The 24,688-nt window shown below is 51.6% G+C and carries 19 protein-coding genes; 6 read left to right on the plus strand and 13 right to left on the minus strand.

Annotation, left to right across the window (positions count from 1 at the left end; all coding sequences use genetic code 11):
• Positions 1–62: 62 nt before the first annotated feature.
• From ACY2RQ_RS17640 to ACY2RQ_RS17680, 9 genes are all read right to left on the minus strand, one after another.
• On the minus strand, positions 63–950 hold the full coding sequence (locus ACY2RQ_RS17640; protein ID WP_490114315.1) for a hypothetical protein: 888 nt from the start codon (positions 948–950) through the stop codon (positions 63–65).
• Positions 951–1,104: 154 nt separating this feature from the next.
• Positions 1,105–1,725 carry a hypothetical protein gene (locus tag ACY2RQ_RS17645; protein ID WP_490114316.1) on the minus strand — a complete coding sequence of 207 codons (621 nt, stop codon included), beginning with the start codon at positions 1,723–1,725 and terminating at the stop codon, positions 1,105–1,107.
• 65 nt (positions 1,726–1,790) lie between these two features.
• Entirely contained in the window at positions 1,791–2,504 is a 714-nt protein-coding gene (locus ACY2RQ_RS17650; RefSeq protein WP_490114317.1) for an electron transport complex subunit E, read from the minus strand.
• A complete protein-coding gene (gene rsxG / locus ACY2RQ_RS17655) occupies positions 2,491–3,258 on the minus strand; it encodes an electron transport complex subunit RsxG (protein WP_490114318.1) in 768 nt (255 codons plus the stop codon). Before rsxG ends, ACY2RQ_RS17650 begins: the two co-directional genes overlap by 14 nt.
• Entirely contained in the window at positions 3,255–4,298 is a 1,044-nt protein-coding gene (gene rsxD / locus ACY2RQ_RS17660; RefSeq protein ID WP_490114319.1) for an electron transport complex subunit RsxD, read from the minus strand. The genes rsxG and rsxD overlap by 4 nt, the downstream gene beginning before the upstream one ends.
• A 25-nt stretch (positions 4,299–4,323) precedes the next feature.
• Positions 4,324–6,396, minus strand: a complete 2,073-nt coding sequence (gene rsxC / locus ACY2RQ_RS17665; RefSeq protein WP_490114320.1) for an electron transport complex subunit RsxC — start codon at positions 6,394–6,396, stop codon at positions 4,324–4,326.
• Positions 6,393–6,980 (minus strand): electron transport complex subunit RsxB, encoded by a 588-nt coding sequence (rsxB, locus tag ACY2RQ_RS17670; RefSeq protein WP_490114321.1) that lies wholly within the window; start codon positions 6,978–6,980, stop codon positions 6,393–6,395. The genes rsxC and rsxB overlap by 4 nt, the downstream gene beginning before the upstream one ends.
• A gap of 19 nt (positions 6,981–6,999) precedes the next feature.
• Complete coding sequence (gene rsxA, locus ACY2RQ_RS17675; RefSeq protein WP_490114333.1) at positions 7,000–7,584, minus strand: electron transport complex subunit RsxA; 585 nt, start codon at positions 7,582–7,584, stop codon at positions 7,000–7,002.
• Between the two features lie 275 nt (positions 7,585–7,859).
• Positions 7,860–8,033, minus strand: coding sequence for a hypothetical protein (locus tag ACY2RQ_RS17680; RefSeq protein ID WP_490114322.1), 174 nt, complete (start codon positions 8,031–8,033; stop codon positions 7,860–7,862).
• A gap of 198 nt (positions 8,034–8,231) precedes the next feature.
• On the opposite strand from ACY2RQ_RS17680, the gene ACY2RQ_RS17685 reads away from it, so the two are divergent.
• The 4 genes from ACY2RQ_RS17685 (at position 8,232) to ACY2RQ_RS17700 (ending at position 14,439) form a co-directional block, all read left to right on the plus strand.
• Positions 8,232–9,356, plus strand: coding sequence for a helix-turn-helix transcriptional regulator (locus ACY2RQ_RS17685; protein WP_490114323.1), 1,125 nt, complete (start codon positions 8,232–8,234; stop codon positions 9,354–9,356).
• A gap of 107 nt (positions 9,357–9,463) precedes the next feature.
• Positions 9,464–10,717: a parallel beta-helix domain-containing protein gene (locus tag ACY2RQ_RS17690; protein WP_490114324.1), complete on the plus strand. Its 1,254-nt coding sequence runs from the start codon at positions 9,464–9,466 to the stop codon at positions 10,715–10,717.
• A gap of 6 nt (positions 10,718–10,723) precedes the next feature.
• The gene (locus tag ACY2RQ_RS17695) at positions 10,724–11,914 is read left to right on the plus strand and encodes an SO2930 family diheme c-type cytochrome (RefSeq protein ID WP_490114325.1); all 1,191 of its coding nucleotides are present in this window, start codon (positions 10,724–10,726) and stop codon (positions 11,912–11,914) included.
• A gap of 206 nt (positions 11,915–12,120) precedes the next feature.
• Positions 12,121–14,439, plus strand: coding sequence for a TonB-dependent receptor (locus ACY2RQ_RS17700; RefSeq protein ID WP_490114326.1), 2,319 nt, complete (start codon positions 12,121–12,123; stop codon positions 14,437–14,439).
• 66 nt (positions 14,440–14,505) lie between these two features.
• Here the strand turns inward: ACY2RQ_RS17700 and ACY2RQ_RS17705 are convergent, their stop codons facing one another.
• Entirely contained in the window at positions 14,506–15,345 is an 840-nt protein-coding gene (locus ACY2RQ_RS17705; protein WP_490114327.1) for a hypothetical protein, read from the minus strand.
• Positions 15,346–15,857: 512 nt separating this feature from the next.
• On the opposite strand from ACY2RQ_RS17705, the gene ACY2RQ_RS17710 reads away from it, so the two are divergent.
• Positions 15,858–16,433, plus strand: a complete 576-nt coding sequence (locus ACY2RQ_RS17710) for a C2H2-type zinc finger protein (protein WP_490114328.1) — start codon at positions 15,858–15,860, stop codon at positions 16,431–16,433.
• 476 nt (positions 16,434–16,909) lie between these two features.
• Positions 16,910–18,634: an ABC transporter transmembrane domain-containing protein gene (locus tag ACY2RQ_RS17715; RefSeq protein ID WP_490114329.1), complete on the plus strand. Its 1,725-nt coding sequence runs from the start codon at positions 16,910–16,912 to the stop codon at positions 18,632–18,634.
• An 87-nt stretch (positions 18,635–18,721) separates the two neighbouring features.
• Here ACY2RQ_RS17715 and putA read toward each other — a convergent pair whose 3' ends face one another.
• The 3 genes from putA to ACY2RQ_RS17730 all read right to left on the minus strand — a co-directional run bounded on the left by putA (position 18,722) and on the right by ACY2RQ_RS17730 (position 24,573).
• Positions 18,722–21,883, minus strand: a complete 3,162-nt coding sequence (gene putA, locus ACY2RQ_RS17720; protein WP_490114330.1) for a bifunctional proline dehydrogenase/L-glutamate gamma-semialdehyde dehydrogenase PutA — start codon at positions 21,881–21,883, stop codon at positions 18,722–18,724.
• 207 nt (positions 21,884–22,090) lie between these two features.
• Entirely contained in the window at positions 22,091–23,596 is a 1,506-nt protein-coding gene (locus tag ACY2RQ_RS17725) for a PI-PLC domain-containing protein (protein ID WP_490114331.1), read from the minus strand.
• Positions 23,597–23,712: 116 nt separating this feature from the next.
• Positions 23,713–24,573: a hypothetical protein gene (locus ACY2RQ_RS17730; protein ID WP_490114332.1), complete on the minus strand. Its 861-nt coding sequence runs from the start codon at positions 24,571–24,573 to the stop codon at positions 23,713–23,715.
• Positions 24,574–24,688: the final 115 nt, after the last annotated feature.

The raw sequence follows: 24,688 nt of genomic DNA on the forward strand, positions 1-24,688 counted from the left end.
GCCCGGTTATATTTCTGGTAAGGGAATTTCAGAGCCGAGTATACATGTTCAGAGGCTGTCATTCAGGGGGCAGAGTCATAATTGTCAGGATCCAGTTCCGGGTAGGGTGTACCATCTTTCCAGTGCTGGAAGGCAAGGGTTATATTATCTGTCGCCTTTTGCAGGGCATCATCGGCGCTGTATCTCTGGGTTCTTGGATCCCTGAGTTTACCCATCAGAAATGTATGGATCTGATCCGGGTTATTGCCTTCCATATGCCTGAGAACCTTTTCTGTCAGCTTACGGGCCTGCAAATGCTTGCCTTCACCGGAAAGCTGGATAACCACTGGACATAGGTCATTGATGCCCACAGTGACCATTTGTGCCGCTTCCTGTTCCGCCTGCTGGTAAAGGTCAGTCCAGCCATCAAACAGGACGTCGTCAGATGCCTCGTAATGGCTTTCATCCGTGGACAGGTCATCGAATGCCCGTTCCAGCTCAAGCGTGGCCAGGTCTACAAGGTCTCGACCGTATCTGGCATTGGTTTGAGGAGTGTCCAGAACTTTTTCCAGGATTTCCTTGTCGTCAATAGGTGCCCTGTAGCGTGCTTCACCAACAGCTTCGGTGTCGACGTTTTGTTCCAGGAATTTCTCCATCAACAAGCGGGCTTCAAAACGCTGACCGGTTTTCAGCAGATGAAATACCTGGGTGGCAAGGCGATTTTTCTGGTTCATCAGGCTTTTGTTATGGGAGATCAGCGAGTTCACGGCCTGTTCGGAGTTGCGCAGGGCCGTGAATCGTTCATGGAGTTTCTTGAATGGAATGCCGCCCTGTTCCAGGGTGCGCATACGGGGGGTGGGGTCTATCCATCTGACCAGCCGGTTCATCATGGTGCCGGCGCGTTTGCTGGAGCGAAATGTCCAGCTCAGCAGACTGGCCAGGGCTGATCGTGAATTGTCAGTGATGTTCATAAGACAGTCCCATCCCGGATGGCTTTGAAATTACTCTAGGTGAGCTCAGGGCAGGGCACCATTTCCGGGTTTTTTTTGCCGAGAAGGGCAGCGTCAGCAGATCCAGGGCCAGGGCGAGGTGGCTGGAAGTGTCAGTGAACTGACAGGAAGGAATCTACTTCCGGCGATGAAAATCGGGATAGCCTGTTTGCTCACCGGATAATTTCTGAAAGATAAAATCAAGGGCATATTGGCTGTCATCTATAACATCTGCGGGAATCACTGCGAATTTGTCGTTGCTGCCCAGAAGGCCACTGATGCCATTCTTATACTCTTTCAGATTGCTATGGGCTGCTTGCTGTATGTCTCTATAACGACCTGAGTCAAATTTTTCTTGGGCTTCCTCAAGATACTCGCCCTGTTTCTGTTCCAGCACTACTTCCAGCAGCATCAGGGCACGCAGGGGCTGCTCTTTGCCCATCAGATCCAGAACGACACTCGCCAGTCGGGAGGACTGGTTCCGAAGGTCAGGCTGTTCCTTCAGATACTTTTCAGCCCACTCTGAGGCTTGCCTGTGGGCGCTTGACTCTATGGACTTCTGTGGCTTGATAAGGGTTGCAGACCGGGCGGACAGTGAAGTATCAGGAAGGTTTAGGCTTGGCTGTGGCCAGAGCTGTTGGCGGGGGCTTATCCACTCCACCAATCGATTGAGAAAGGTGTTGTTTTTCCGGGCCGCGGCAAAATGGCTGCGGATAAAACTTGCCACACTGGCTCTGGCAGAAGAAATAACACTCATAGTACCTGTCCCTGGCTGAGAGGTTTCTCATTAATCTAGCAGCCAGGGCAGGTGTAATAAGTCTGTCAGCTGATTTGCCCGGTGACCCGCACCCGTTTGGCACCTCCGGCAGGTTTCTCTTTCTGGGACAGGCGGGCCTGCGCCATACGGTTATCAACAATATTTTTCACCGCTACCAGCAGCCCCATAAATACAAAGGCACCGGGGGGCAGGATGGCAAACAGGAACTTCCTGTAATCAGCGATTACGGTCATCTGCCAGTCGGCGGCCACAGGCCCCAGCAGAAAGTCCATATTGGCCATCAGGGTGCCCTGGCCAATCAGTTCCCGCAGTGTGCCGAGAAGCAGCAGCACAATTCCGAAGCCCAGACCCATCATCAGGCCGTCCAGCACCGCAGGGCCAGGGGCGTTGCGGGAGGCAAAGGCATCGGCCCGGCCGAGAATAATGCAGTTGGTCACAATCAGCGGAATAAATATGCCGAGGATTTTGTACAGCTCATAGGTGTAAGCCTGCATTACCAGTTCTACGCAGGTGGTCAGTGACGCGATAATCATCACAAACACCGGCAGGCGGATAGCGTCCGGTACCAGACGACGGAACAGGGATACCAGCAGGTTAGAGCACACCAGTACGGTCATGGTGGCCAGCCCCAGGCCAAGAGCGTTCACTACGCTGCTGGATACGCCCAGCAATGGGCACAGGCCCAGCAGCTGCACCAGAGCCGGATTGTTTTTCCAGAGCCCCTGAAGAGTGATATCACGGGTATCAAGGCTGGCCATGGTCGCTCTCCTCGCTGTTGCTTGCTCCGGTAGGCTTTTCTCTGATGGACTTTTCTCTGGAGGGATTAGTGGCCTGCTCAAATAAGGCTGTACGGTGCTGGGCAAAGTATTCCAGGGATCGATGCACGGCGTTTACCACTGCCCGTGGGGTAATGGTCGCACCGGTAAACTGGTCAAAGTCACCGCCATTCTTTTTCACTGCCCAGCCCCGGGCATCGGGGTTGAGCAGGGACTTTCCGGTAAATTCCAGAATCCAGTCGGACACCCGGGTTTCAATACCATCCCCCAGTCCGGGGGTCTCCTTGCTGGAAATGGTACGTACGCCGGTAATTATACCGTGAGCATCAATACCCACCAGTAACTGGATACGACCGTTATAGCCATCGGGAGCCACAACAGGCAGAATCACCCCAGTTGGCTGGCCACCCTGTATGGCTACCCAGCCTCTTGCTTTATCCGGAATCGGGCCCAACAGCTCAGGCTCCGTCAGGGAAACCGTGGTATCCAGCAGGGAGTTATCAAAGCTGCCCGGGGGCAGAACCTCGTAGAGTGCTTTCTCTTCGCTGATACGCACCTGCTCAGCAATACGGTCTTTGGTCAGCAGCCAGGTCAGGGAGACAAGGCCAACGGTAAACAGGGCAAACAGGCCCAGGCTCAGGCTGTTACGGCTGATGGCCTTGCTGATAACGCCATTGACGGACATGTTCTTATCAGCGCCCTTGTTTTTTGGGGTTTGGTCGTTTGGTGTACTCATTCCGATTTTGCCAGCCCCCGTTTCGGTTTGCGGTGACCATAGGTGCGGGGCTGGGTCCAGTAATCGATAGCCGGAGCCGCCATGTTCATCAGCAGTGTGGCGAAGGCGACACCGTCAGGATAGCCGCCCCAGGCGCGGATAATATACGTCAGAATGCCTACGCCCAGGCCAAACAGCAGTCGGCCTTTATTGGAAGTAGCGCCGCTGACCGGGTCGGTCACAATAAAGAATGCGCCCATCATCGTGGCACCGGACAGCAAATGGAATAGGGGTGAGCCGTTAGAAGAGGAGCCGGTGCCGTTCCAGAACACCAGAGACATTACCGCCAGACCCGCCAGCATACCCACCGGCGCCTGCCAGCTGATAACTTTTTCTTTCAGCAGGAACAGGCCACCGGCCAGAAATGCCAGGTTAACCCATACCCAGCCCATGCCGGTCATACCGGAGAGTTGGGGTCTGTCCTGCCAGAGTTCCGCCATGGTCAGGGAGCTGTTTTCCCTGACCACATCCAGAGGTGTCGCCATGGTCCAGGCATCGATACCGTGTCCGGCAAAAATCACTTGCAGGCTGTCGTTAAAGCCTGCGGCGTTCAGCCCCGCACCCTGGGGTGCAAACCAGCTGGTCATTTCCAGGGGGAAAGAAACCAGCAGCAATACATAACCCAGCATGGCCGGGTTAAAGGGGTTATGGCCCATGCCTCCATAGAGCTGCTTGCCAAAGACAATGGCAAAGCTGACGCCAATCAATGTCAGCCACCAGGGAGAACCGGGGGGCAGGGCAAGGGCCAGCAGGCAGGCGGTGACCAGGGCACTGCCGTCTTTCAGGTAGAAAGACATTGGTCGTTTACGTGCCTTTAACACCAGCGCTTCCGTGGCCAGAGCCACCAGAGAACACCAGAGCAGATTTATCAGCGCGCTCCAGCCAAAGAACCAGGTCTGGGCCACCAGGGCTGGCAGCAGGGCCAGCATTACCAGCCGCATAATATGGCCGGTATTGTTTTTCCCCAGAGTATGGGGGGATGTCTGTCGTATAAGTGCCATAATCTTTTATGTCAGGTAGTACCTGTCAGCCCCCTTGGCTTTCCAGTTCCGCCAGCTCACGACGTTTGTCTTCCAGCTGGGTGGTCAGGGCGGGAATATCGTCGCCGCCGGAGTCCTGAGCAGAGGCCAGTACCCGCTCCGCCTTTTTCACGGCAGCCTTTGCCATAGCTAGGGCAATTTTGCGCTTTTTCTCGTTTTCGCTCAGAGCCGGTTTATTGGATTTATCAGCTTTTGGAGCGGCAAGTTCAGGGCCGGATTCCGGCGCAGGTGTTGAAGCTGTATCAAGCTCTTTCTGCAGTTGCTCCTGCTGCTTCTGCAGCATGGCAATATTCTCTTTGAGCTTGTCCGCTTCCGGTGAACCGGCTTCGGCCTGCTCAAAAGCCTTTTCAGATTTTTTCAGCTGGGCTTTGGCCATGGCCAGCTGGATTTTCAATTCTTTCTGCTTGGGAGAGAGCTGGGCTTTGGCCGGTTTCTCTTTGGCGGTATCGCCAGCGGCACGGGCGGCCTTTTTGGCTTTGGCCCGTTCCAGGGCGGCTTTTACCGGATCAAGAGGTTCGGCAGCGGATGCAGCCGGAGCCTCGGAACCTTCTGCTACAGCTTTTGCTTTGGCTTCTTTCAGCAGACGGGCTTTTTCCGCATTGGCTTTGCGCTTGGCTTCTTTTTCCGCAGCTGCAGCTTCCAGACGGGCCTGGCGGTTCTCAAAGCGCTGACGGGAGTGTTCCGCCTTATCATTTTTCGCTTTCTGGGTGCGAATTTCATCCTTGGCGGCACGGTAAAACTGCACCAGGGGAATGGAACTGGGGCAGACATAAGCGCAGGCACCGCACTCAATACAGTCAAACAGGTTGTGGTGCTGAAGCTGGTCATGGTTCTGGGATTGCGCATACCAGTGCAACTGCTGGGGCAGCAGGGAGACCGGGCAGGCATCGGCGCACATACCGCAGCGGATACAGGCCTGGGCCGGTGGCGCTGGTGGAAACTCTTCCGGTGTTCCGGCAATAAAACAGTTGGTGGTTTTAATCACCGGAACCGTTGTTGTGTCCAGGGTATGACCCATCATGGGACCACCGACGATCAGGGAGTGGAAACGGTGATCCTGAACCCCGGCAAAGGTCAGCAGGTGTTCCGCCGGCGTGCCGATTAACACTTCCACATTACCCGGCTTGGTTAACGCATCACCGGTGAGTGTGGTGATACGGGAGATCAGGGGTTTGCCTTCAATAATGGCATCGTGAACGGCGGCAATGGTGCCTACGTTGTAGCAGAGAATGCCTACATCCACGGAACGTGCGTCACTGGGAACTTCCTTACCGGTTAGCAGCCAGATCAGGCGCTGTGCGTCACCGGACGGGTATTTGGTGGGTACGGTGACCACTTCAATACCCTTCTTTTCGGCACAGGCCCGTTCTTTTATAGAGAGTTCAAGGGTTGCGATAGCTTCGGGTTTATTATCTTCAATGCCGATCAGTACCTGTTCCGGTTCCAGCATATGCTGAAGAATCTCAATACCGCCGAGCAGTTTGTCAGCCCTTTCCCGCATCAGCATATCGTCAGCGGTAATATAAGGTTCACACTCGGCACCATTGACGATCAGGGTGTGAATTTTGCTGGCCTTGCGGGATGCCATTTTGACCGCAGAGGGAAAACCGGCACCACCAAGGCCAACAACACCTGCGTCGTGTATACGCTGAACCAGTTCTTCCCTTTCGGTATTGGTGTACTCCGGGAGTGGGGAGAGTTCACACCACGTCTCCTGACCATCCGGTTCCACTATAAGACAGGTTTCGTCCAGCCCCGACCAGTGGGGCACCGGGTGCGGTTCAATGGCAACAACGGTGCCTGAGGTCGGGGCATGGACTGGGGCGCTGACAAAACCACTGGCTTTGGCCAGCACCTGGCCTTTCAAAACTTTCTCACCGGGTTTCACCAGAACATCGGCGGGTGCCCCTGAGTGCTGGTTCAGGGGCAGTACCAGCTTTTCCGGCAGGGGAGGTATGGCAATCGGAGTCTGGGTAGACTGCTGCTTGCTCTGTTCCGGATGAACGCCACCGGGAAAATCATGGGTGCTTTTTGTAGGAATAGTGCGCAGGGGAATCATGCAATATCCCCCTGTTTGTCTGTGGCAATCAGTTGCATATTGTCTTTTGTTGAGGGCAGATTCCATTGCCAGTTACGGGTTGTGGTGGCAACGGGAACCATATCAATGCAGTCCACCGGGCAGGGCTCTACGCACAGGTCACAGCCGGTGCACTCACTGCCTATCACGGTATGCATCTGTTTGGCAGCGCCGAGGATGGCGTCCACCGGGCAGGCCTGGATGCACTTGGTGCAGCCGATACACTCATCTTCCCGGATAACCGCCACCATGGGAGGCTTTTCCTCGCCATGTTCGTCATCCAGCTCCATGGGTTCCACATCCAGAAGATCGGCAAGGGCATTGATGGTGGCCTGTCCGCCGGGGGGACACTTGTTAATATCTTCGCCGCTGGCAATGGCTTCCGCATAGGGCTTGCAGCCAGGATGGCCACACTGGCCGCACTGGGTCTGGGGCAGGAGGTCGTTGATCTGGTCAACAATCGGGTTGCCTTCCACTTTAAAGCGTTCGGAAGCGAATCCGAGCAATGCGCCGAACAGCAGGGCCAGGGCCAGCAGGGCCAGAAGAGCGTAAACAACAATATCCATAAAGAGTGTCTGGCGCTCCTTACAACTTGATCAGGCCGGTAAAGCCCATAAATGCCAGGGACATAAGCCCGGCGGTAATCATGCCGATGGCTGAACCCTTAAAGGGGGAAGGCACATCGGCGGCAGCAATACGTTCACGCATGGCGGCGAACAGCACCAGCACCAGGGAGAAACCGGCGGCTGCGCCAAAGCCGTACATGGCGGAATCGATAAAGGTGGAATTCAGACGGTTACTGTTCAGCAGGGCCACACCCAGCACCGCGCAGTTACTGGTAATAAGAGGAAGGAACACACCTAGCACCCGGTAGAGCAGGGGGCTGGTTTTTTTCACCACCATCTCGGTGAACTGTACGACAACGGCAATCACCAAGATAAACGAGAGTGTTTTCAGAAATTCCAGCCCGAGGGGGACAAGGATGTACTGGTAGGTGATATAGCTGCAGATAGAGGCCAGGGTCAGCACGAAAGTGGTGGCCAGAGACATGCCCACCGCCGTCTCCAGCCGGTTGGAGACCCCCATAAACGGGCACAGCCCGAGAAATTGTACCAGGACAAAATTATTGACCAGTATGGCGCTGACCAGGATAAGAGACAGCTCGGTCATGGTTTCCATAGAGTGATTCACCACAGTAACAGAGCCGCTCAGGGCTCCAGCATCACGTTCAATGTGAGAGCGTGATATGACTTGTACGTATCTTTCGATGGCGGATTATTATTCAGCAGCTCGATATTCCATACAACCTTACTCAATTCAAGCTTTAATCGTATTTGGAAATATGCTTATGAGTATCCCACACTATAAATCCATAGCCGGGGGCTGAAGAACGCAGAATTATAAGGAGTTCTCGGGGAAAGAACAGCGGTGCCTGGAAGAGAAGGTTACGGGTATGAAAACAGCGGGCAAAAAAAAGAGCGGTCAAGCCGCTCTCTGATCATTCTCTTCATGGATTGTTTGTCTTTCGCCCGTTTGGCTTTGGTGCTTTTTTCGTGGACACCGCCTTTTTTCATAATCGGGGCAATGGCATGAAGGTTTCGTTGCTTCTGTCTGGCCATGGCACACAGCTCCTGGTGATTACTTGAATACTTGAGCCTGTCACCGGTGTTTTGTTCCCTGATAACAGAATCGGGTGAATCATATAGGCTGTAGTGGAAAAAGACTATTCCCCATTTGTATGTTCTGCCCGGATGCTCCTGCCCATGGGCCGGACATTCCTGATAATATGATGAGAAATAATAATAAAAAGGTTAGCTATGGTGTTTTCCTTATACGTTGCCGGGAGCGCGTTCAGTCTGGCTCTTGTGTGCCTGAATATTCTTCTGTTTTCCCGGCAGTTCTCCCGGTCTGTAGAAGCGCGGTTGTTTTCCGGATTACTGGTGTGTCTGGCGGCCTATCTGTTAAATCCCATGGTACAACCTGATGGCCTTTTACTGGCGTGGCTTTTGGCAAGTTTGCCCGCTGTGATTCCTGTGCTGTTCTGGCTGTTGTGTCTGAAAGTCTTTGATGATGATTTCAGCTTCTCCACCTCCGTCTGGTGCATCAGCGGTTTTGTGGTGCTAGTGCCAGCGGTATTTAACCTGGTAAGGGATATTTTTGATTTGTCGGTTCCCCTGTGGGTGGATATAGCCTTTCGCTGGCCTTCCCAGATAGTCGAGTTCTGCCTGATTTTTTATGCTTTATTTACTGTCGGAAGAACTATGCGTGCTGATCTGGTGGAGGAACGGCGCAGTCTTCGGGTCTGGGTTTTGGGAAGCGTGGGCCTTTATTTAGGGTTGTTTGTTGCTGTTGACCAGACAATTGGTTTCAGTGGCATGCTGGAAACCGGTAATGCCGTGATGCTGGCGTTCTATCTGATGGTGTTCAGTGTTATGACCCTTCAGGCCCGGCCTGTGTTATTTCCTGAAAATTCTCCTGTGATATCTGTAGTTAGTAAGCAGAGTGTGCCTGATAGTGCTGTTGTGAATACTAGTGCTGTTACGGATACTAATGGAGATGAAAAGAGTGCTGGTCTGTTGAAAGCTCTGAATGATGTGATGAGTCAACAGAGGCTTTATCGGGAAGAAGGTTTGACTATCGGCAGGGTCGCTGAGATCACTGATATTCAGGAGTACCGTCTTCGCCAGCTGATTAACCAGCAGTTGGGGTTTCGGAATTTTAATGATTACCTGAACAGTTTTCGTATTCAGGATATAAGCCGTCGTCTGGAAGACAGCAATGACCATGTACCGATACTAACCATCGCCCTGGATACAGGCTTCCGGTCCCTGAGTGCCTTTAACAGAGCCTTTAAACAGAGAATGGAATGCACCCCCAGCCAGTACCGCGAGCGGTTTTTTCGACTAGAGAAAGCAACTGTAACTGCATCTGAAAAAAGCTGACTGATTTCAAAATCAGTCAGCTTTTTTTTAAAAATGCACAGCTTGGCGGGTGCTCTTCCAGTAGAGTCAATTCTTGTCTGATAATAACAATCAACAAGGATGCCTCGATGACAGTCCCCCGTTCTCTGCCAAAGGGGTCTTTGTGCCGTACAGGTGCAGCGGCTCTGATATTCAGTTTTTTACTGGCCGGTTGCTCCGAAGAAACTCCACCTCCTTCACCATCCTCCATAAGCTTTGCCAAAAAACTGCAGGCTCGGCTGATTCATGCCAAAGCCGGTGATGTGGTTACGATTCCTGAAGGCACCTATCAGCTGGATCGCAGCCTGACCCTGAACAAGGATGGTATTACCCTTCGCGGAGCCGGTATTGATAAAACCACGTTGTCGTTCAAAAACCAGGTAGCTGGCGCAGAAGGTGTTCTGGTCCATGGCAGTAACTTCACCATTGAAGACCTGGCTATTGAAGATACCAAAGGGGACGCCATCAAAATCAGCGATGGCGAAAATATTATTATTCGCCGGGTGCGGGCGGAGTGGACCAATGGCCCGGATACCGATAACGGCGCTTACGGCTTCTACCCCGTACTGACCAAAAACACCCTGATTGAAGACTCCGTGGTGATTGGTGCTTCCGATGCAGGTATTTATGTGGGGCAGTCCCGGAATGTGGTTATTCGCCGGAACCGTGCGGAATACAATGTGGCTGGCTATGAGATTGAAAATACTATCGGGGCGGATGTTTATGAGAATGTAGCCACCAATAATACCGGTGGCATTCTGATTTTCAATATGCCCTATTTGACCCAGTCTGGTCATACCACCCGCATTTACAATAACGATATTTTCAGTAATAACACCGACAATTTTGCCCCGGAAGGTAATTTCGTTTCCAGCGTTCCTGCTGGCTCCGGCATTCTGATTAATTCCAACGACAATGTAGAGATTTTCGACAACCGCCTGAAAGATAATGACACAGCCCATATTCTGGTGAGCAGCCTGTTCTCTGCCAATTACCAGAAGGATTACAAGGTAGACGGCAATTTTGACCCATACCCTGAAGGTATTTTTATTTATAACAATACCTATTCCGGTGGCGGTGAATCCCCCGGGCGTTTGGAGTTAACCGCTCTGAAGGTCGCCAAGTTTGGTATAACCGGGCGCCTGCCGGATATTCTCTGGGATGGTTTTGTGGGGCCAGCTGAAGATAATCGCCCCGCAGCTCTCTGTATTCAGGATGAAACAGCCACTTTTCTTAATATTGATGGTCCCAATGACCTCAGCAATGTATCCACGGACAAGGCTCCGGTTACCTGCTCCGTAGAAAAGCTTGCGGCTATTGATCTGAACGGTCTGGGAGGCTGAGATTTTATGGTTGTAAATGCTGTATTGCAGGCGGTGGGTCGCCTGGGTTTCCGCTGTTTTTCCCTGTTGCTGCTGGCGGTTGTTTACGGATGCTCCGAAGCACCGCCAAAACTGATGACTGAAGGTGAGGATTACCCTGTTCGCCTGAGTGAGTGGGGTATTCTCTCGATAGGCAAGGAGTCGCTGTCGTTAAATCATAAAGTTGTTCCCTATGACCTGAATACACCGCTGTTTACGGACTATGCCAGTAAGCTGAGAACCGTTTGGGTGCCGGAAGGTGAAACCATTACTCCGGCAGGAAACGGTGATCTGAATAGCGGTGACCTGAACAGTGCCATGAATTTCCCAAAAGGCACACTGATCAGTAAAACCTTTTACTATCCGCTGGCTGAAGGCGGTGACCGCAGCCAGGTTCTTGCGTCTGCGGGAGAAGCCCTTCTCTATGATCCTCAACAGGGTTTACCTCTTGATAAGGTGCGACTGGTTGAAACACGGGTGCTTTTGCACCAGGGCAATGGTTGGGTGGCTCTGCCCTACGTTTGGAATCAGGAGCAGACCGAGGCATTTCTTGATGTGGCCGGAGATATTCAACCGCTGACGTTGATAAAGGAGGGTAAAGAGACGCCTTTTGCCTATGTGGTTCCCGATGCCAACCAGTGTGCCGGTTGTCATGCAGATAATGACAGTCGCAAAGAGGTGCGCCCTATCGGTCCAAGGCTGCGGCATCTGAACCGTGACTTTGACTATGCCTCAGGTGTCCAAAACCAGATTGATTATTGGCTGCAAGCCGGGCTTCTCTCCGGCGTCACAAAAGAACAGGCTCCTCAAAATGCTCTCTGGCCCCATGGCCGGAAGTCAGAAAGCCTTGAAGAGCGGGCCCGCAGTTATCTGGATATTAACTGCAGCCACTGTCACAGCCAGAAAGGTGCGGCCAGGAACAGCGGTTTATGGCTGACCCGGGAGTCCAGTATTCCCATTCGTCTGGGTATCTGCAAAGTGCCGGTTGCGGCGGGTAAAGGTTCCGGTGACCTGAAGTATTCCATTGAACCCGGCCATCCGGAGAAGTCGATTATTGTCTATCGCATGAAATCCACTGATCCCGGTGAGCTGATGCCTGAACTTGGTCGTTCATTGCACCATGCGGAGGGTGTCAGTCTGATCAGTGAGTGGATTCGCTCAATGCCGGGTGAGTGTTAACAGAATTAGCCGGTCTTCAGAAGGGACTGGCTGAATTTCCTGTTTTATCAGTCATTTGGGTTCTATTTTTCTGGTAATAAAAGGTTAAATTTTATATGGAGGTAAGAAGGAAAGGCTTTTCAGAGTAGAAAACTGAAGAAACAAAAGAAGTAAAAAAACGGATCATGCTGTACCGCCAATAAAAATAAAAAAATGGATAACAGGTCATGAAGATCACACACAGAAAGAACGGAGCACCCGGAGTAAAAAGTGCTCTGGCACTGGCAGTTACCGCGGCTGTTCTGGCCGTGCCGGCAAGCGGAGAAAATCTGGGGCTTGAAGAAGTCATCGTCACGGCCCAGAAACGGGAACAGAACCTCCAGGATGTTCCCATTTCTATTTCCGCTACCTCAGAAGAGTTTATTGAGCAGGTAGGAGCCCAGAGCGTAAATGATCTGGGGCTTTATGTGACCGGAATTGAAACCAATAACACCCAGCCGACCCAGCCCGGTATGTCGATTCGGGGAATTGGCAAAGGCAGTTTTGACGTATCCGTAGACCCGGCGATTGCGGTTTATGTAGATGGCGTATATTCGGCCCGTAGTGGCGCGTCCATGACTGCCTTCAATGATGTCAACCGGGTGGAAATTCTTAAAGGCCCTCAGGGCACGCTGTTTGGCCGCAATGCTGCAGCGGGTGCGGTTCACGTTATAAGTAATGTTCCATCAGATATACAGGAAGGGAATATTACTGTGACCGGTGGTAATTATGGCAAGCGGAAAGTGACTGCCATGTTTAACCAGCCACTCAGTGATTCCCTGGTCTTCAGGGTGAATGCGCTGGATAACAGGCGTGATGGTGATACCAAAAACCTGACCACTGGCAAGAAGTACGGCAATGAGAATAATGGCGCGGCCAGAGGAACCCTTTTGTGGATGCCAACAGATGCCACGGATGTGACCTTCAGGGTGGAGTATGTTGACCTTGACCAGGATGCCATTGCCCGTAAATCCCTGAATCCTGCGTTTGCTCCGGCAAAACCCTATGGCAATTTCCGTAATGATGCCAGGGCAAAGGAAAATCTGACACTTTGGGGCGGTTCTATCACCGTTGAGTCTGATCTTGGTCCCGCGACCCTGACCTCTATTACCTCCAGTAAGAAATTCAACAGTTTTAACCGCAGTGATGATGATGGTACTGACCTGATTGATGTTCGACTTTCTACGGCGAATGATGAGAAGAATCATACTTTCAGCCAGGAGTTGCGGTTAACGTCCAATGACAGTGAGATTCAGTGGACGGCGGGGGCTATTTACTCCAGAGAGCGTGCCAGGCAGGATCATAATGTGAATACATCAACAAACCTTATTAGCAGTGTTCTCGCAGTGCGGGCAAGCCGTACAACTGATCCTGTTCTTCAGGGGCAGTTGAATTCGCTGTCAGCAGCCCTGGGTACTGGCGGGCCTTTTGGTGGACGCAGCTTTGATGAAAAACTGACTAATGATCTGGTCAGTACCAGCCAGGCTGTTTATGGCGAGGTCACCTATCCGCTGACGGATGATCTGAACCTGACAGCAGGATTACGGTACAACAAGGATAATAAAAGACTGAAGACCAACAGTCAGTTCAATGCGCTTTCAAAAGCGGTAAGTGGTGGCGTTGGCTTTGGTGGCGCTTTCGATCAGGAATATAAAGATGTAAAGAATAAGAAAAACTGGAAAAAACTGACCAAGCGACTGGTTGTTGATTACCACTTAACGGGTAATGACATGTTCTATGCCAGCTATTCTGAAGGATATAAAGCCGGTGGTTTTGAAGCCTTCAGGCCGTTAAGCAAACCGTTTGCTCCCGAAGACGTGGTGAACTATGAGATTGGCTACAAAGGCAGCTTTATGGATGACCAGTTCCGTTTAAATGCGGCTTTGTTTACCTATAATTACGCCGACCTGCAGGAATTGGCTGAAGTTGAGCAACCTGGGGGCGCGACTCTTTATCAGAACCGAAGCGTTGACGCTGATGGTAAGGGACTGGAATTGGAAGCCCTGTTTAAAGTGACTGACGCCCTGACAGTGTTTGCCAATTACAGTTATCTCAAAACCAAGTATACAAAGTACCAGACCTTTAGTACTGAAGGACCTGAAGATAATCTGAAAGGCAAGCCCCAGTCCCATGTGCCCAACCACAAGGTTAATCTGGGAGCCAATTATTTCTGGCCGCTGGATGAGATGGGTAATCTTGATTTCAATCTGACCTATACCTACGTTGGCAAGAGAAATGCCCCCAAGGTGAATCCGGACTCAGGTAAGCCAGGTGACGCTCTTGAAGCGAGATGGCAAAATGAAGTCAATGATGCCTATACAAACATTAATACCCGTCTGACCTGGAACGCGCCAAAAGAAGACTGGAAAGTGTCTGCTTACATCAAGAACCTGACCAATGAAAAAGTGATATACGGTATTGGAGGTTTAGCCAAGCAGTTTAATTCCCCCGTCTCTGAACGGAACGCGAAAAGAAGTTATGGCATAGATGTCAGCTATTCCTTCTAAGGCTGTTCCTTGTAGATAAGCCGTTCTTTTCTAAACCGCTGCATTCTGTTGGATGGGGCGGTTTTTTTACCTGCCTGAGCGATTCCTTAAACGCTTTACAGATTTACGGGAAAGTACCCTCTGTGACAAACATTTATTGTGTCCGGAATCAGGCTCAATGATCTGCAGCAGCTTCTTCTCCCCAAAATTAAGAGAATCAACAGCAACCCTGGAAACTACCCGCTGGCATGAGCTGATAAATAATTGCGTACACTCTTTTGCCAGATCTGGCAAAAGAGTGTTGTAGTCGCAGAAGAATCCTTTTAACAGACTGGCCAGCATCTTTCCCCGGATCAGTTTCATGGTAAAGGTACAGGAATAAACCGGGCATGCCCCTTTTTCCATCAGCAGCCCAAAGTCTTCATTGAATGTGTCCAAATCCCTTTCCAGGGCAAGAATGAACATCGTCGCTGGGTCTATAGAGAAACCACAGCCTTGTAGAAGGCGGACTGAACGGGAGGGGCTTTGGGCGCAGAAGTCAATAACCCCGCTCAGTGACTGCACCGGATGCAGGATAAAATGCCCGAGGTATTTCAACTCATCAAATATATAGCCACAGGGCGTGCTGATAACCGGAGGTCCATAACGCATGCCCAGGTAGAGAGGGTTTGTCCATTTCAGCAGGGATATTCCCCAACCTGTTCCTTTGATACAGCGTTGAGAAAGGCAACCGATTCTGTGAAACGCACGGAGACCTGTACGGGGTAAAGCTTTCATTTCTGTAGCAAGGCGGGAAGTTAATCTTCGGCCAAAAGCGGTGCTGGTGGTCAGAACGTCTTCAATAATCCTGGGGGTGTAGGAGGCCGCCAGCGACGCAAGATCACTGTCTTTCGCGTATGGATGAGGGGGCTGGCTGGCCTGGTTCATCCTCTCTATCTCCCTTTTTTGACAGGTTTCTTTATAGACATTGAACCTGGCAAAAAGAGGAGAACAAAGCCCTGACAAGATTGTCAGCATTCCTGACAGCTTTCCCGGTTCCTTAGAGCAACAAGGTTCGACGGGATCTTCGGGGCAATTTATGAAATATCCGGGTTAGGGTTGTTCACAATTTTAACCTTTTCGCTTTTCACGAAAAGTCATGAACTAATGGCTCTAACAAGCCGGTTAGTTCGATAAAGCCCGGTTGAAAGTATAATTGGTTGAAACATGCATCATAATGAGCCGGTAAAGTGATTTCCTCAATACAGATACAGAGTCATAAAACGTTATTGGATCCGAGAATCAGTGATACTGATGATGCCGATAGGCGGGAAGTACATATCAATGAATGCAGAACCCGCCCTTTGAGACTGCAACCCTTTAAAGTAGATGGGGTTAAAAGAAGGACCTGTTCGCACTGTGGGAAATTTTTCCCCCGGTTCTCAGGATTAAATGCCCACATGAAAATACATGACCCGGCTTATCAAGAGGAACTCCTGGAGAAAAGAACATGTAAGGTGTGTGGAAAAATAGTGGGTCAGGTGTGCTCCCTGGCTGCCCATTTAAAAACACATAAGCCAAAGGTTGCCTCTACAACAGATGACATAGAGCGAAGAACCTGCCGTATCTGCCGGAGAGTACTTTACAGTTCAGTTTATATGGACAAGCATATGAAAACTCATCTTCCGCACTCATCAAGAGACACATATCCATGTCCATTCCCTGGGTGTGGGTTTGTATTCTTAAACAAGAAAGCGATAAAACCACATATGGAGACTCACTTCATCACAGAAAAAAAGTTTCACTGTACAAAGTGTGATCGGTCTTTTTGTACAGAGGTGGGACTCAGGAAACATTTCAAGACTATGATGCATTTGGGAATATCAAGAACTGATAAATTTGTAAATTCGCTTCTTAATGATCCGCAGGATATTTGCCCCCCGCAGGCTGGTGGTCATGGCTTGTCTTTACATATACAGTCTCCACCAATACCGCCTAAGTCGGGAGAACACATCCAGACTGGCCCGCAACCGTAACAGCAGGGCCTGCAGCAATCCTCCATCGGTAGAGAATGTAAACAGTAGACTGATCCACCTGCCTGATTCCCGTGCCCGGATAAGCACGACTGGGCGATCTCTTCGTCAGCGATGCCAATTCCGCTGATAAGCGGCAGGGTTATGAAGGAAAAAACCAGGCTTTTCAGAGAATACATATGCCAATAGCAATGCTGTCCGATACATTTCAGGGCGTTCATATTCTGCTCCGGTTTTCGGTCTACAGGAGAAAGCAGTATGGCAACAGTTGAACCTGAATCGCCACTTTGATTTTGTCTGGCCAGAACATGGTCACGTTTCAAAATATTTTTTTGCTCGGTGCTTTTTTTCGTATCTTTATCCGGCGTTGTATATTCGATATTAAACTTATAGCATGAGGATCATGCAGTCTCTTTAACCCGTGCCGCAATAACTCTTAACATTTTGGTTGTGCTAATGCTCTTTGAGGTCGCCAGATAATGACAGGCTGGATCTGGTCCTGGCTCCGTCCCTATCGCTGGCAGATGATTGCCGCGTTCATTGCTCTTGTGCTTACCGCAGGTCTTACTCTGGCTCTGGGGCAAGGTGTGCGGCTCATGGTGAATCTTGGTTTTGTTCAGGGTTCCGTGGAAGGGATGCAGCAAGCCCTGGCGTTTTTCCTGGTGCTGGTGGTAGCTTTGAGTCTGGGGGCTTACTGCCGATTTTATCTTGTGTCCTGGCTGGGTGAACGGGTGGTCGCCGATATTCGCCGGGCATTGTACACTCACCTTGTTACTCTGCAACCGTCGTTTTTTGAAGAAAATCTGTCCGGTGAGATTCAGAGCCGGGTCACCACCGATACTACCCTGTTACAGTCGGTGATTGGCTCTTCTGTCTCCTTCGCTCTACGTAATACCCTGATCTTTATTGGCGGACTGACACTGATGATTGTCAGTAACCTGAAACTCAGCCTGGTTGTTTTAACTGTTGTACCGCTGATTATTTTTCCCCTGCTGTTCTTTGGCCGCAAGGTGCGCAAGCTGTCCCGGGACAGTCAGGATCGGGTGGCGGATGTGGGAGCCTGGGCCGGGGAGAGTCTGCAGCATATTAAGGTTGTCCAGGCATTTAATGGCGAACACAGGGTAATTGATCGTTTTAATGGCGCGGTGGAAGAGGCTTTCCAGGTGGCCCTGCGCCGGATTCGCCAGAGGGCCCTGTTGCTCGGGCTGGTGATGATGCTGGTGCTGGGGGCTGTTGGTGGCATGCTTTATATCGGTGGACTGGATGTACTCTCTGGAGAACTATCCGGTGGTGATTTGGCGGCATTTGTTTTCTATGCGGTGATGGTGGCGGGTTCTCTGGCCGCTGTCACAGAAGTTTATGGCGAGTTGCAGAGAGCTGCAGGGGCGGTGGAACGTTTGCGGGAATTGCTGGCTACGGAGCCAGAGATTGTTTCTTCACCCCGGGCAACAGCATTGCCTGATGTTTTCGGTCGGCTCCGTCTGGAAAAGGTCAGCTTCAGCTATCCGTCACGGCCGGATACGCCGGCCCTGGATAATATCACCCTGGATATTGTTCCCGGTGAGCGGGTGGCTTTGGTTGGCCCTTCCGGAGCGGGTAAGTCCACCCTGTTTGAAATGCTGCTGCGGTTCCGGGACCCGGATGCTGGTCGTATTTTGCTGGATGGTACACCTCTGCCGGATATTTCCCTTGAGCAACTGCGCCAGCCCTTCGCCCTGGTTCCCCAGCAGCCGGTGCTGTTCAGTGCCAGTGTGCGGGACAACCTTCGCTATGGCGCGCCGGGCGCGACGGATGAGCAGATAAGGCAGGTGGCCATAGCAGCCCATGCCGATGAATTTATTCAGGAACTGCCGGAAGGGTACGACAGTTACCTTGGAGAGCTGGGAACCAAACTCTCCGGCGGTCAGCGGCAGCGACTGGCTATTACCCGGGCCATTCTCCGTGATCCGAAAATTCTGCTATTGGATGAAGCTACCAGTGCTCTCGACGCTCAAAGTGAATACTATGTGCAGCAGGCTCTTGATCAACTGATGGAAGGACGCACGACATTGATTATTGCCCACCGTCTGGCAACTATTGCCCATGTGGATCGAATTGTGGTGATGGATGGCGGAAAGATTGTGGCTATCGGAACCCATGATGAACTGCTGGCCAATTCGCCCTTATACCATCGCCTGGCAGAATTGCAATTTCGGGCAGCGTAAAAGGATATGCCAGGAACCAGTCGGACTTTTTCTCGCTACGGTCGGTTAAGTCCGGCAGGTTCCGGCGGGTATATCAGTGTCTGGTTTTTATTTACTGTCACCCAAAGAGAGCAGAGTGGCATTACCTCCAACGGCTGTCGTATTAATGGTCAGGGTTTTCTCAGTGGCAAATCTGTACAGATAGTGCGGGCCACCGGCTTTGGGGCCGGTGCCTGAGAGTCCCTGTCCCCCAAAGGGCTGTACCCCGACAACCGCGCCAATCTGATTACGGTTAATATAGGTATTGCCGCTATTGACCCGTTGTTGAATATAATCGGTGGTGACATCATTACGGCTGTGAATGCCCAGGGTCAGTCCGAAGCCGGTACTGTTAATCTGCTTGATCACCTGGTCAAGATCTGATGCTTTATAGCGAATCACATGGAGAATCGGGCCAAAGTGCTCTTTCTCCAGTCTGTTAATGTTATCTATCTCAAAAATAACCGGAGGGACAAAGTATCCGTCCACTGTCTCCTTTGGCAGGCTGCATTCAGCCAGCAGAGTCGCTTCCTGCTTCATACGGGCAATATGAGCTTCAAGGCCGGATTGTGCCCTCTGGTCAATCACCGGACCTACGTCGGTGGAGTGTAAAACTGGGTCGCCAATACTTAACTCTGCCAGAGCACCTTTCATTAACTCGATCACCCGGTCGGCAATATCTTCCTGCAGATAAAGCACCCGCAGGGCTGAACAGCGTTGTCCGGCACTGCCAAAGGCTGATTGGACCACATCTTTAACCACCTGTTCCGGCAGGGCAGTGGAATCTACGATCATAGCGTTCTGACCACCGGTTTCCGCAATCAATGGCACAATAGCGCCGTCACGGCTGGCCAGGGACTGGTTGATCCTGCGGGCAGTTTCGGTAGAGCCGGTAAAGGCGACACCGGTAATACGTTCATCGGCAACCAGTTGACTGCCAATGATTGAGCCTTCACCGGGTACAAGCTGAATAACCTCGGCGGGGACGCCGGCTTCCTGTATCAGCTCAACTGCTCTGGCGGCAATCAGGCTGGTCTGCTCGGCCGGTTTGGCAATCACTGTATTGCCGGCGGCTAAGGCTGCGGTGACCTGACCAAGGAATATAGCAAGGGGAAAGTTCCAGGGACTGATGCAGAGAAAAACGCCACGGCCATGGAGGCTCAGTTCATTGGATTCGCCGGTTGGCCCTGGCATAACCTGAGTCTTGAACTTTTCCCGGGCTTCAACGGCGTAATAGCGGCAGAAGTCCACCGCTTCGCGGATTTCATCAATGGCATCGTGAATGGTTTTTCCCGCTTCCAGATGGCAGAGGGCTACTAGTTCCGGTTTGTGTTCTTCCAGAAGGTCTGCCAGTTTTTCCAGCTTATCGGCCCGGTCTGATGGGGGCATTGCATCCCAGGCCGGGAAGGCATTTGTGGTGCTGGTAATTGCGGTGTCTATCTCAGTCTGTTCCGCCCAGTGCATACGTCCGACGGTATGGCTGGTTTTGTACGGATTACAAATATCGGACGATGACCTGGTTTCTACCTGGCTGCCATTAATAATTGGCCCTTTATGCCAGGCTTTTTCCAGAAAACTCTGTACCTGCTGGTGGAAGGTCATTGCTTCGGATTCCGTATCAATATTGATACCGGAAGAGTTCAGTCGTTTATCCCCGAAAATGCCACAGGGCAGGGGAATCAGATCGTTGGCCAGTGAGCTGTGGGCAGACAATGTATCCGCAGGATGATTGAGCAGATTCGCAACGGGGGTTTTTGCATCTACAAGTCGGTGAACAAACGACGAATTAGCACCATTTTCCAACAGGCGACGGACGAGGTAGGGAAGAAGGTCTTTATGGCTGCCCACGGGAGCGTAAATGCGGACGTCTTTCTTATCCGCCAATACCAGATTATAGAGCGCGTCCCCCATGCCATGGAGCCGCTGAAACTCAAAGTCTCTATGGTCAGCCATGGTCATAATACTGGCCACGGTATGGGCGTTATGGGTGGCAAACTGTGGGTAGAGTTTGCCTTTCACTTCATCGCAGAGCAGGAATTTTGCGCAGATCAGATAAGAGGCATCTGTCGCTTCTTTACGGGTGTAGACCGGGTAACCGGAATAACCGTTCTGCTGGGAAAGTTTGATCTCGCTGTCCCAGTAGGCCCCTTTGACCAGACGAACGGGAATCGGGTCACCCTGCTGTCGGGCCAGGGCCGACAGCCAGCACAGGGTTGGCAGGGCACGTTTTCCATAGGCCTGCACGACAAGTCCGAACTGTCCCCAGCCTCGGCAGTCGGGATGTTGGAATACTTTCTGGAATATCTGCAGAAACAGTTCATGACGATCCTGTTCTTCGGCATCCATAGTAATAGCGATATTGCCGGTACGGGCACAACGAATCAGCTCCAGGACCGTATCCACCAGCTCAGACATAATCCTGTCTTTCTGGGCCACTTCATAGCGGGGGTGCAGGGCGGACAGCTTGATGGATACGCTGGAGCGAGGGCCTCTGCCCCTGTCTGGTTCTGCTGCCACAGCCCGAATGGCGGATATATACTCCTGCTTGTAGTGGTCTGTGTCATCCCGGGTAAGGGCGGATTCCCCCAGCATATCGAAGGAGTAGGTATAACCCTTGTCCCGTTGTTCCCGACCGTTTTTCAGGGCTTCCTGAATGGTGCGGCCCAGGACAAAGTGCCTGCCCATGATTTTCATGGCCTGGTTTACGGCCTGGCGAATCACAGGTTCTCCCATCTTATTCACCAGACGCTGGATTATGCCTGAAGGGGAACCATCTTCCCGGGTATCCATGGACACTACCCGGCCAGTCAGCATCAGACCCCAGGTGGAGGCGTTTACAATCAGGGAATCACTTTGTCTCAGGTGTTTTTCCCAATCCGCCACGCTGAGTTTGTCTCTGATCAGGGCATCGGCGGTTTCCACGTCGGGCACGCGCATCAGGGCTTCCGCCAGACACATCAGCAGAATGCCTTCACGGGTATCGAGGCTGTATTGCAACAGTAGGGCATCAATCATATGGACAGCGTTATCGCTGGCCCGTACCTGTTCTATCAGGGACGTTGCTTTGCTGACGATATCGGCTTTTTCTTTAACGGAAGGGTTCAGCTGTTTGAGCAGGTCCCCAAGTAGCTGGTTTTCATCAACGGAGTAGTTGGCTGGGACAGATAGCCAGATGGTTTCCGGGCTTTGCTTCAGCCACTCTGGAGAAAAGGCATTCTGGATATTGAACATGGGTGCCTCCCGGTGCGTAAGAGTTGTTTCCAGGGTCTCCATAACTGGGAGGTTATAACGCCGGCACAGGTAAACTCAATGCCGGCGATGGTAAATTTTTTGTAGTTAATTATGCTGGATCCTGTTGAGGCCCATCTTGTTTTTGTTCCGGCCCGTTTTCTTGGTCAGAGCCTGATTCCTGCCCAGCTTCAGATTTGGGATCAGGTGTCAGTTCGGGGGGCGATTCTGCACCGGGATCTGTACCGGGAGTTGGAGTTGCCGGGATGTCCGCTGTGCTTCCTCGGGTTTGACTGACGGTTCCCGTTCCATTTCCGAGAGACAGAAATTATAGGCCCGCCTGTTATGAGCGAAGTCCAGACTGACAATATTGAGCTGATGGCCCCTGTCTCGCAGGGCATTGGTCAGGTAACGGGACATCCCCGATGGCCAGCGCAGGGTCTCGTTAAAGCTTTTCCGGTCATCGATATCAAAAGGGTTCAGGGTAAAGTCGTTATAAAGCGGTGTCAGAAACATCGGTGCCATAACCAGCCCAGGGCCGGAAACCTTGAGTGCCTGTTTTATCAATTCCCCACGCAGTACTTTGGAGCGGTTACCCTTGCCATCCAGGTTCATAATGGTTGATGACTCCGGCCAGAGCCACGGCCTGGATTTCACCTGAGAGGTATCGGAGACAATGATAATACGCTGGGCTGTGCCCTTTAGAGAGGTCAGGGCAAAACCAGGGCCAGATTCACTGTTGACCAACCTGTCTTCCGGTAACAGGGTTTTCTCAATAAGGTCATGTATGAGTTCTACGAAAGCAATGGGCATCTGCTTGGCGGGTTTAGTATGGAGAACAATAAATTCACCAGGGTTTTGCTGAAGAAAGCCGGTAATTTCCCCCAGGATAGCGGGCAGTTTCGCGCCCCGTTGCCCGTGTACGGAAACCACTTCAAAGTCCTCATCACTTTCCGCCCCGACAACCTTTAAATTCAGGTTCAGGTAGCGCACGCCATTTTGCAGCTGCTCTGTGATTGAGGCCGTCTGGGTTTGAACCCAGGCATTAAAATAGGCGTTGGCGGCCAGCCTGGGAATGCCCCGGTTGTCCCTGAGCCACTTGAAGAACTTGTTGGTATCGGGGCCAAAAGGGAGTACGACAGTGCTGCCAGGCTCCTGGGCATAGGAGCCGCTGGCATGGCTTCCGGGAATACACAGCTGGTTAAAGCGAATATTTGGCTTTTGTTGCTGCAGGCGTGTCATCCAGCTGGCAGCGGTGTTTTCCTCAGCCCCGTTCTCGAATTGAGCGTCCTGGTAGGAAAGGTTGATACCAAAGCGTTCATCGTTACGACCCGCCCTGTGGAAACGGATATTTATGCCGTCCAACCAGGCCACGCTATAGCTGTCCTCAAGCTGCCACTCTGCTTGTTCCCTGTCTTTGCTATAGATCTCCAGGGTGCCGCCGGAACTGGATGCGTAGCAGAGGGTGTCACTGTTCCAGGGCATATGGTAAGGGCCACCGGCACCGTCCGACAGATCCAGATTACCATTGTTGTCGGTGATCTTGATGCCCAGTTTGGTGTTGTGAATACGAACAGAGTTGACGCCAAACAGGTTATTGATCAGGCAGAACTGCCCATTTTTGGCATCGGCTTCCGCCTGTGAAGCCGGTGCCAGAGCCATGGCAAAAGCCAGTAAAAGAGCGGGGGTGTGGAAGATAAGGGGCAGTCTGAACACAGGAAGCTCCAGAAAGGGTTGTTTTTCCTGTTGTGTATGTCGGCTTTTCGGGGCATTGCTACAGGAGCTTTTCGGGGAGGGGCTTCTGCCGTGGCAGATGCGCATACCGGCAAAATTCAGAGAGAACAGGCTCCTGGAAACGTTATATTTTCCAGGCTTGGAAATTCACTTTCAGATAATTGCCAGACATAGTCGCCTTCCTCAATAGTTACTCCCGGAGGCGATATTTTTTTGAAGTACTTTAACCATACCCGGGAGACAGACCTGCCATCTTTAACATAAACGCCAACCTCCCGGTTGGGTTCAAGCACCACATACCTGTTTTCTGTGATCTTGACACCCACCACCCTGTGCCCGGTGGATTTTCCGACCAACGGTTTGACTGAAATTGCCAGAGTGAAAATATCACCGTCAGACAGGTTCTGCAAAAGCTGGTCAAACTGGTCATTATCCATAAACCGGTCGGTGCCCAGAAGCTCAACCATATGTTCATAATCAATATACCCTCCCAGCTTTGCCGTCATATATTCTTCCTTGGCGGCCTGCTTCAGCTTGAAATTATCGACCTTCACACCGTTCAGAGTCACTTGAACCCCAGGATTGATATCCAGCAGGCTGTCCAGCAGCCCCAGACCGGATCGCCCCGTGGGCTTTATGACCAGATCCGGAGAGGGGGCTGTTTTAAACAGGCCTTTTTTCATACCTTCCGGGCCATATTGCAGATACAGGATTTCCGCTTCAGTAAAATAACTGCAAGGGGTTCGACACTCTGGCATGATTGCTTTGACATACTGGAGGCTTAACGTTCTGGCATCCGTAAGTATATCTTTAAGAGAGTCTCCCTCTTCCAGCCTTTTTAGCAGATAGTCGCTTCTGCCTGCATGAGAGATATCCGCCATACCGGACAGCAGGAACAAGAGCACAAACAGAAACACCGCTTTTTTAGCAGTCACCCAGCCCGAAAAAGAGGTATTCATCTCCTGACTCCGCATTCAGTTTGAGGCTGCTGCAGGAACTCGAAAAATATAAGGATTCTCGAAAAATATGCCTCGTCAGCAAAATCTGTGGGTCATTTCTGGCTCAGGCAGTTTT

Source organism: Parendozoicomonas sp. 209JJ7-1, assembly GCF_058147085.1.

Coding starts and splice junctions, on each gene's coding strand:
- ACY2RQ_RS17640 (WP_490114315.1), bottom strand. CDS start 950: ATGAACATCACTGACAATTCACGATCAGCCCTGGCCAGTCTGCTGAGC.
- ACY2RQ_RS17645 (WP_490114316.1), bottom strand. CDS start 1,725: ATGAGTGTTATTTCTTCTGCCAGAGCCAGTGTGGCAAGTTTTATCCGC.
- ACY2RQ_RS17650 (WP_490114317.1), bottom strand. CDS start 2,504: ATGGCCAGCCTTGATACCCGTGATATCACTCTTCAGGGGCTCTGGAAA.
- rsxG (WP_490114318.1), bottom strand. CDS start 3,258: ATGAGTACACCAAACGACCAAACCCCAAAAAACAAGGGCGCTGATAAG.
- rsxD (WP_490114319.1), bottom strand. CDS start 4,298: ATGGCACTTATACGACAGACATCCCCCCATACTCTGGGGAAAAACAAT.
- rsxC (WP_490114320.1), bottom strand. CDS start 6,396: ATGATTCCCCTGCGCACTATTCCTACAAAAAGCACCCATGATTTTCCC.
- rsxB (WP_490114321.1), bottom strand. CDS start 6,980: ATGGATATTGTTGTTTACGCTCTTCTGGCCCTGCTGGCCCTGGCCCTG.
- rsxA (WP_490114333.1), bottom strand. CDS start 7,584: ATGACCGAGCTGTCTCTTATCCTGGTCAGCGCCATACTGGTCAATAAT.
- ACY2RQ_RS17680 (WP_490114322.1), bottom strand. CDS start 8,033: ATGGCCAGACAGAAGCAACGAAACCTTCATGCCATTGCCCCGATTATG.
- ACY2RQ_RS17685 (WP_490114323.1), top strand. CDS start 8,232: ATGGTGTTTTCCTTATACGTTGCCGGGAGCGCGTTCAGTCTGGCTCTT.
- ACY2RQ_RS17690 (WP_490114324.1), top strand. CDS start 9,464: ATGACAGTCCCCCGTTCTCTGCCAAAGGGGTCTTTGTGCCGTACAGGT.
- ACY2RQ_RS17695 (WP_490114325.1), top strand. CDS start 10,724: ATGGTTGTAAATGCTGTATTGCAGGCGGTGGGTCGCCTGGGTTTCCGC.
- ACY2RQ_RS17700 (WP_490114326.1), top strand. CDS start 12,121: ATGAAGATCACACACAGAAAGAACGGAGCACCCGGAGTAAAAAGTGCT.
- ACY2RQ_RS17705 (WP_490114327.1), bottom strand. CDS start 15,345: ATGAACCAGGCCAGCCAGCCCCCTCATCCATACGCGAAAGACAGTGAT.
- ACY2RQ_RS17710 (WP_490114328.1), top strand. CDS start 15,858: ATGAAAATACATGACCCGGCTTATCAAGAGGAACTCCTGGAGAAAAGA.
- ACY2RQ_RS17715 (WP_490114329.1), top strand. CDS start 16,910: ATGACAGGCTGGATCTGGTCCTGGCTCCGTCCCTATCGCTGGCAGATG.
- putA (WP_490114330.1), bottom strand. CDS start 21,883: ATGTTCAATATCCAGAATGCCTTTTCTCCAGAGTGGCTGAAGCAAAGC.
- ACY2RQ_RS17730 (WP_490114332.1), bottom strand. CDS start 24,573: ATGAATACCTCTTTTTCGGGCTGGGTGACTGCTAAAAAAGCGGTGTTT.